The sequence below is a fragment of the Granulicella sp. L60 genome (assembly GCF_009765825.1).
GTDB lineage: Bacteria > Acidobacteriota > Terriglobia > Terriglobales > Acidobacteriaceae > Edaphobacter.
Window position 1 is genome coordinate 20,789 of record NZ_LMUR01000007.1, and the last position, 8,372, is coordinate 29,160.

General features: G+C 55.0%; 5 protein-coding genes. 2 read left to right on the forward strand and 3 right to left on the reverse strand.

Annotation, left to right across the window (positions count from 1 at the left end):
- Positions 1-353: 353 nt before the first annotated feature.
- Entirely contained in the window at positions 354-599 is a 246-nt protein-coding gene (locus GSQ82_RS03245) for a hypothetical protein (RefSeq protein WP_158790599.1), read from the reverse strand.
- Positions 600-1,146: 547 nt separating this feature from the next.
- Between GSQ82_RS03245 and GSQ82_RS03250 the strand changes: the two genes are divergently transcribed.
- Both GSQ82_RS03250 and GSQ82_RS03255 read left to right on the forward strand, forming a co-directional pair.
- Complete coding sequence (locus GSQ82_RS03250) at positions 1,147-4,809, forward strand: carboxypeptidase-like regulatory domain-containing protein (protein ID WP_158790600.1); 3,663 nt, start codon at positions 1,147-1,149, stop codon at positions 4,807-4,809.
- 95 nt (positions 4,810-4,904) lie between these two features.
- Positions 4,905-6,101 (forward strand): tetratricopeptide repeat protein, encoded by a 1,197-nt coding sequence (locus GSQ82_RS03255; protein WP_158790601.1) that lies wholly within the window; start codon positions 4,905-4,907, stop codon positions 6,099-6,101.
- Positions 6,102-6,121: 20 nt separating this feature from the next.
- On the opposite strand, the gene GSQ82_RS03260 is transcribed toward GSQ82_RS03255, so the two are convergent.
- Both GSQ82_RS03260 and GSQ82_RS03265 read right to left on the reverse strand, forming a co-directional pair.
- Entirely contained in the window at positions 6,122-7,669 is a 1,548-nt protein-coding gene (locus GSQ82_RS03260) for an amylo-alpha-1,6-glucosidase (protein ID WP_158790602.1), read from the reverse strand.
- Entirely contained in the window at positions 7,644-8,198 is a 555-nt protein-coding gene (locus tag GSQ82_RS03265; RefSeq protein ID WP_158790603.1) for a hypothetical protein, read from the reverse strand. The genes GSQ82_RS03260 and GSQ82_RS03265 overlap by 26 nt, the downstream gene beginning before the upstream one ends.
- Between the last annotated feature and the right edge of the window lie 174 nt (positions 8,199-8,372).

Below are 8,372 nucleotides of genomic sequence, written 5' to 3' on the forward strand. Positions count from 1 at the left end.
CCAGGTTAGCAGTGGCAAATGGCTCATGCCACGTCACTGCGGCACCCACGCGTCGTACATTGGTTTCATGGCTAAGATCGCAACACTGGTATGCGAAGCGTTCGCGGATTTCGCGAAAATGACGGATCTAGCTGCCCGAGACAGCATCATTTTCGAAGTGCTGCCCAACCCCACAAGCCCAAGGGGCTGCCTCTCGGTAAGATTGCTGTATACGCTTTTTTCTCGAACGGCAAGGCGCTTAAAGTCGGCAAGTTGGGGCCAACAGCGATGAGCGCTCTAGGTCACAGCATTACAACCCCAAGAGTGCAGGAAGCAATCTTGCGCGCTCAAGGACTCGACAAAGGTCGGAGCCGTCATTCGATGAACGAAACGTCGGTGATTGGATCAAGCAACACACCGACCGCGTGAATCTGCTTTTGCCAGAAAATTTCGGCAAGCACAGACCGTCGCTGCTCGAATCCTTGCGGCATGACCAATGGAAGCCTGTGTTCGAGGGCCGACCCGGCGACGATTGATCCCCGGGCACTTTGCGAAGATACGCTTCGCGGCAATTTTGGCATCAGACGGCTGGCGACCAGCCCTCTACTTTGCAGCGTCATCTGCGCGCTCCATAGAGATACTAATGAAGAAATCCCTTGGGACCGACTTGATCTTTATGAAGACACGAGTGTACGGCAAAGACGTTGGACGTTTATCTCGGCAGCATAGATACACATGCCTGGGCTGCTTCCGGATAGGACTGCTTCAGTCATAAAGATCAACGAATTTGGGCTATATGCGAAGTTGCCCTGGATGCAAATTTTGTACCGCTTTTTTGAGGATGCGCCTTTGCCGGACGTCCTCTCGTGGTACTTTGCGCACGAGTTTGGGTAAATGATTTCCTGAGCTCGTCTGGGGATGCTGTGCTGGGTGAGGACTTGCTGGACGAGGTGATCTCTGACACGAGATATTTCTTCAAGTCAGTATGAGAGCGGCGAAATATTCTTGGTATATTCCCTGGATATTTTTCTTGACAAGTTTTGCTGGCGATATGTAGGCTTCGATTCGTTCTTGCGCTGGCTAATTTCCGGGGCGATCGAGAAAACGATTACTTGAATGGCAGAAGATGGTTTGGTGTTACTGATCTGGTATTTCTTGGAGAGCTTTATGGCTACGTTAGTGACGAAACAGAGGTACTTGATTGGCGCGCTGCTTGCGATATTGATCCTTCTCCCGGTTCGTCTATTCGCTCAACTCGATACAGGTTCGATTAGCGGAGTAATTGCAGATCCGACAGGTGGCGTGGTCGCCGACGTGAAGGTTTTGGCGCATGAGGCGGCTACGGGAACAAGCTATACGACGGTCAGCTCGAAGACTGGGTACTACGTCTTTCCTTCGGTGCGCACGGGTGTTTACACGGTGACGATCTCGGCTGCGGGATTCAAGACTGGAATCTTTACTAACGTAACGGTCTCGGTGGGAGCGAGTTCGGCGCATAACTTTGAGCTTCATGTGGGCGACGTCTCCGAGTCTGTTTCTGTAAGCACTGCCTCGCTTACACTGGAGACGGAGACTTCGGACGTCGGCACTTCGATTCAGCCGGAGCAAGTGCTGGATCTGCCGCTGGCGGTAACTGGTGCCCTCCGTTCACTTTCAACATTGACCTTTCTCACGCCTGGCGCAGTGGGTCCGGGGACTTCCGCAGGTGGTGCGGGTGGTCAGATCATTGCGAAGATCAACGGCGGACAGACGCTGGGTAGCGACTACCTGGTGGATGGAATCAGTACGCTTCGGTCGGAGAATGGATCAGGTGGATTCGATGGGCTGTCACCTTCGGTGGAGGCGGTGCAGGAGTTTCGCATCAGTATCTCGGCGTTGCCGGCAGATATTGGAAGGACGACCGGCGGTATTGCAAACTATGGCACGCGCGGTGGAACCAATCTGTATCACGGGACGATCTACGACTTTTATAAGAACGCTGCGCTGGATGCGAACAACTGGTTCAATAATGGCTACCTGGCGACGGCGGATACACCTGCCGCACGAGCTTCTTTGCAGCGTCCGCCGGATACGAAGAATGACTTCGGCATCACGCTGGGAGGACCGTTCAAGATACCGCATCTCTACAACGGCAAGGACAAGACATTTTTCTTCTTTAGCTGGGAACAGCTTCGCTATGGGACCGGATCTTCGGTCACAAGCCTGTTGCCAACTCCTGCGATTCGTGGCGACAATGGCCAGTTCGCCGACTTCTCCGGCTTCCTTGGAAATTCGACCGGAATCACGAACCCGTGCAACGGACAACCTGTCCTGATTGGACAGATCTTCGATCCGAACACGGTTCAGAACCAGTACACGTCGAGTGAGTGTCGTCTGCCCTTTGCTAACAATCAGATTCCATATAACCGCTTCAGCGCGGTCGCGAAGAATGTCCTGAAGCTTTTGCCGGAGCCGAATCTTTCGGGAAGCGCTACAAATAATTACGTCTATAACGATCACGATCAGATTGCGCAGACGGTCTACAGCTTTCGCATCGATCAGAACATCGGCAAAAAGCATAAGGTCTGGGGGTTCTGGGATTCGCGTGAGAACACGGACAACGGCAATGGCATCAACTTGCCTCCACCGATCAATAATGCGGGCGCGGTGTCTGACGATTACGGCAAGCTGCTGCGGTTGGGTTGGGAGTGGACCATTACGCCGAATCTGCTGAATCAGTTGACATTTGGAACGAATCGTTCGAATAACTATACGGTTTCGATTGCATCGCAGTTGAACTCGAACTGGGGCGCTGCGTTGGGTATCCCAAATGCGAGCGGCCCAACGTTCCCTGGGTTTGTGTTCAGTGGGAGCGCGTATCCGAGCCTGGGTGAGAACTCGTTTGCGCAGGACGTGGACAACGCGATTGTTCTGAACGATACGGTGAACTGGCAACATGGGGCGCACAGCTTCAAGTTTGGCGGGACGCTGCGGTATCAGCAATTCTCTTTCATTAGCAAGATTGGCGGTACGTGCAGCGGTGAGTCGGGATGCTTCACGTTCTATAACGCACAGACTGCGGGCACGCTGACTACGGATGTTCAATCGGGTAATGCCTTTTCAGCGTTTCTGATTGGCCAGACGGGAGACGTGAACCGTATTGTGGATCTGCACGCTCCACGATGGATATCGCATTATGGAGCGGTATTTGGCGAGGACGATTGGAAGATTCGCCAGAACCTTACGCTTAATCTTGGGCTGCGCTGGAGCTACGATACGCCGCGGCATGAAGCAGATGGCGATACAGCGAGTCTGGATCCGACACTGCCGAATCCGGGGGCGAACGGAATTCCCGGGGCGCTTGCCTTTGGCGGTGTGGGGACCGGCCGTAATGGCAATAAGAGCGAACAGTGGGCGGATACCTACTTCAAAGACGTGGAGCCGCGTATCGGTTTCTCGTGGGCTCCGGATACGTGGAATGGGAAGGTTGTGATCCGCGGCAATGGCGGATTTTATTATGGCCCTCTGGTGTACGCGGACTATGGACAGGGTCTGACGCAGGGGTTCACATTGAACCCAAACCTATTCAACGCAGGCGATCCTTTGTCTGGGCCGCTACTGGATGCGGGGCTTCCGGCCTTGCCGACGGTGCCGAATCTCGACCCAACGCAGCTGAATGGTCAAGGCGTCGATTTGGTGAAGAAGAGCTATGGTGCACCGGCGATGGTGGAGACCTGGACACTGGAGACGCAGACGGAGTTGGCGAAGAACCTTGTGATGACGCTGGGCTATCTTGGGCAGCACTCGACGCGTCTGCACGGGCTAATCGATTATCCCAATGACATGCCTTTGAGCGGACTGGCACTGGGGAATGTTCTGTATGACATTGCGGGTTCGGCGCCTGCAAACGCGGCGGGAGTGAAGATTCCATATGCAAACTTCCAGACGACGTGGGGTGGTGGAGGAACGGTGTCGCAGGCGCTGCGCCCGTTTCCACAGTATGGATACATCAACACAGATAGCTATCTGCAGAACGTTGGACAGGCGAGCTATGACGCGCTGGAGGTGAAGTTGGAGCGGCGGTTTCAGGCTGGGTTGAATGTGTTGGCTTCGTATACGTTCTCGAAGACCATCACAGACTCGGACAGCATTCAGCCTTACTACAGTACGCTGCAGAGCCAGGGTGGGACGCAGAATCCATACGACCATAAAGCCGAGAAGGCGGTGAGTAATCAGGATGTACCGAATAACTTCGTGATCAGCTATCTGTATGAGCTTCCTGTGGGTCGGGGGAAGAAGTTCCTGGCGAACTCTCCGCGGGCGGTAAATGCGGTGATTGGGAACTGGCGTGTGAGTGGAGTGCAGCGCTATCTTAGCGGACAGCCGATCAGCTTCTTTGGGGCGAACGGGATTCCTGGTTTCGACAACGGCATTCGCCCGAATCGAGTGATCGGGCAGAACCCGGTACGTGCGCAAGGAAAGTACGATCCGTTTTCGATCAACCTGTCGGGAGGTTTGGCTACGGCTTGCCAGACCGGATACTGGAACTGCGCTGCGTTCGTTGATCCAAATGCGAATCGAGGATCGGGGCCGTTCCAGTTCGGAGATATGCCGCGCAACTCTCCGGATATACGGTCGTTCGGCTTTGCCAATGAAGACTTCGGCATCAACAAGACCTTCCCGATTCACGAGGCGATCAATGCAGAGTTCAGGGGAGAACTGTTCGATGCGTTCAATCGACATACATTCAATAAACCGGACTCTGGCATTCAGGATCCTAACTTTGGTCAGGTTTCCAGTACGCTGAACGGTCCGCGAAGTATTCAGTTCGTGTTGAAGATACACTACTGACCAGATACTCGGCTTTTGTTGGTGCGGGCTTCAAGGGACTGCGGGGCTTACCTCCGCAGTCCTTCTGTTTTCGGAGTTCGAGTATGCTTATCGGCGTGAAACGTTCGTTTTTTTTGCCGGCATGGATGTTGGTGATACTGACGGTACTGAGTCAGCTTGGGCTCTCACAGGATGGGAGTGCCGCGCTGATGGAGCAGGGAAATACCGCCATGCGCCGGGGCGATACTGCGGAGGCAGTTCGAGACTTCAGTGGATTTACGCAAAGTCAACCTAGCTCGGCGGAGGGCTTCTTCAATCTTGGGCTGGCGCTGCAACAGGCTGGGCGGCTGGAAGACTCACTGAGTGCGTTTCATAAGGCGCAGTCGCTGCAGCCGACGCTGCGGGGGGTGAGTCTGTTTGCCGGCATTGTGAACTATAAGCTGAATCGCCTGTCTGATGCTCATAAGATGCTGTTGAGGGCGACCCAACTGGAGTCGAAGAATGCGGCGGCGTGGATGTGGCTGGGGATTGTGGAACTGGCGGAGGACGCCCCGGATCTTGCGGTTTCATCGTTGGATAAGGCCGTTCAACTGGATCCGAATAACATGGACATTTTGTATCATCGTGGCCGGGCGCATCTGCTGGTCTCGAAGGAAAGTTATTCGGCGATGTTCAAACTTGATCCTGACTCGTGGCGGCTGCATGAGGTCGTTGGGCAGGCGGATGCCGAGGCGTCGCGCACAGATAGCGCAATCCATGAGTTTTCGGTGGCTGTTCGTGGTGCACCGCATGAACCAGGGCTGCATGAAGAGTTAGGGGATATGTATTGGATGGCGGGAAAGTATCAAGAGGCGGATGATGCTTACGCCGAAGAGGTCAAGATCGATCCTGCGAACGCGATTGCGAAGTACAAGCTCGGTAGCCTGCGCATTATGCAGAACGAGGTAGCATCTGGCATGCCTCTGCTGCAGCAGGCGTTGGTTGCGGCGCCGGAGCTCAATGATGTTCATTACTACCTTGGCAAAGGGGACGCTGCGCTTGGGAATGAGGAGGCTGCGATAGAGCAGTTTCGCATGGCTACGTCGGAGAAGAACGACGAAGAGTTGAGGATTATGTCGTGGTATCAGCTTGCGATGTTGTACCGGAAGATGCATCGCACGCAGGAGTCAGGCGAGGCGATGGCTGCCTTTCGTAAGATGAAGTCGGCTCGGGAGCTGCGGCAGTTGACGAAGTTTCAGGAGCAGAACAGGCGGCGGGACCAGCTTCCGGTGGAGGATTCGATTCCTGCCGATGCGGGGGCGACCTCGCCTTAGCTGCATACTCTGACGCGTTGCTATTGCGGTGGCCCGAAGACCTTGATTTCGATCAGGCGAAGTCTGGCGGGAGCCGGTGGCTGTTCGAAGAGGACGCGCAGCTGTTGCGATGTCATCACGGGTAAGGTGATTAGGTTCAAGCCGTTAGCCAAAGGGGTGTGGGGAGATCGAGTTGCGCCGGGTATGTCCTGCCAGCCGGTGGGAGAGAGCGTTTGAAGGCGAAAGCTGGGTGGAGCAAGAAAGTCTCTGCCGTCTGCAAAGAAAAAAAGCTCGATGGAGGCGATGGTTTGTTTGTGGCGCAGATCGACGGCGTACCAGCAGTCAGGATCGGACGTATTCGTAGCGCGATTCAATGGCTTTGAGATTGCATCTGGATCAGTATTAGCAGGAGACCAGCCATTAGAAATTTCTGGAAAGAACCATAGACGACCATCGATGGCTGAGTAGAGCTCTTGCGGATTTGTGGTGGAGGATGCAGAGGGAAGCGGGAGGTCGGAGGAGGCTATGGTGCTGCTGCCAGAGGGGTTCACCGCTAGATCGACTCTGGGCGGAATGTTTTTGATGATGGGTGGCGGCAGGCGGACGAAGGTGTGTTTGAGTGAGGTTGGGCCAGAGATTCGCTTCCCGTCGCAGAAGATGAAGAGGCCTGTGCCGAGATGGTAGCGAGTGCTATTCCAATCGTAGAGGATGGTGAGTTCATGACCGTGGTACATCACACCATCCAGAGCGAAGTAGCGGATTGGTTTTTCCGTTGTGTTTGCGGTGGGCATCAGAGGATCAAGTTCGAGCGTGTCGTCGGCGCGCGGGCGCAGACCGATGAGGCCGGAGATGATGAGGTCGTTGTAGGTGGAGTGATTATAGTGATGACTACGGGGCAAGCCGACGATGGGAAGGCCTGTGTCGGGGTTATAGTCCTCTTGCAGATCCGGAGTGCCTGATGGCAGAAGATGCTGACTGGTGTACTGGCGCAGGAGATGAAGATAATCGTCTCGCGAGGTTACCTGCTGATCGTAGTCGTGGAGAAGGTTGGCGAATGCTGTGAGTGCCTGTGAAGTTTGAAAGGGCCACGTCGGTCCATTCCACTGGCACTCGGGCAGTCCGGTTTCGCGGTCATAGCGGTACTGATGGAGATAGCGTGGATAGGTGGGTTCGACTGTGCGCAGGCCATGGGGGCCGGCCAGTTGAGAGGCTTCGAGTGCGTGACGCCATGCCTGTTCATACGCTGGTGTTTGACTCGATAGAGAGCTATGGGGCGGTAGATCGTATGCCCATGGAAGATAGCCGACTAACTCGCGTCCGCGGATGAAGGTGCCAGCGGTTACGTACTTGGTGGAGCGCTGGTAGATATCGGTGAAGTGTTGAAGTTGGGGATTCCAGAGTTGTTCGAGCGTGGCGGCGCGTAGTGCTTCGGCTCGGCGAGAGTAGTCCGAGGCTACGCTGGGCCGACCGGCAACGGAGGCGAGGTGCGCGATTGCCTGAGCGTTGGCGAACTGATAGGCGTTGATAGAAGGACGAAAAGCATAGCCTCCGGTAAAACCGTTCTCATTGTCTTTGATGGAGGGGAGCAACGGTAAAACCGGCGCCAGACGCATCGATGGAAGAGATGGTGTACTCGGTGGCGTCGAGCAGTGGCTCGATCCAGTAGAGGTTGCGGGATGGATCGAAGTGATCGTCCCATAGGTTGTAGATGTGCTGCATGGTATCAAGATGTCTGATTGCAGGCGCGGGGTCGCCGGTGACTAAGGTCCAGGCGTAGGTCGCGGCTGCGATGGACTCGGAGAAGTGGCGATCGTTTCCGCCGCCGGTGTAGAGATGATCGACGAGTGAGTTGACGTAGGCAGGATCTCGCAGCCAGCGCCCTTCCATGATGTGGAAGGACGATGAGTCGTTGAGATCAGTGTAGGGGTGACGCGCCCATGGAACGTCGCTAAGAAACTCAGTGACCGTGGTGCCTTGAGGGCCAATCTCGCGGATGTGAGCACGATAGAGCTTCCAGCGATAGTAATAAACCTTCTGGATCTCGGAATCGTCGATATCGAGGAACGGAATGTTCGCTAGAAACCATGGGGCATCGTCGCCGAAGTTCTGTTGGGCCAAGGATTCTCTCGGAAGGAGTGGCGGCCTGGTCTGCGAGAGGCTCGACGTCCCTGAAACGAGAAGCATGGCGATACATAAAGAGGTCGCACATTGACGCGAGGTTGCTAGAGCGTGTTTCATAAACACCTGCGCATTGTGATCCAGAGGCAAGCGAGATAGAAGAAGGCTCTGTAA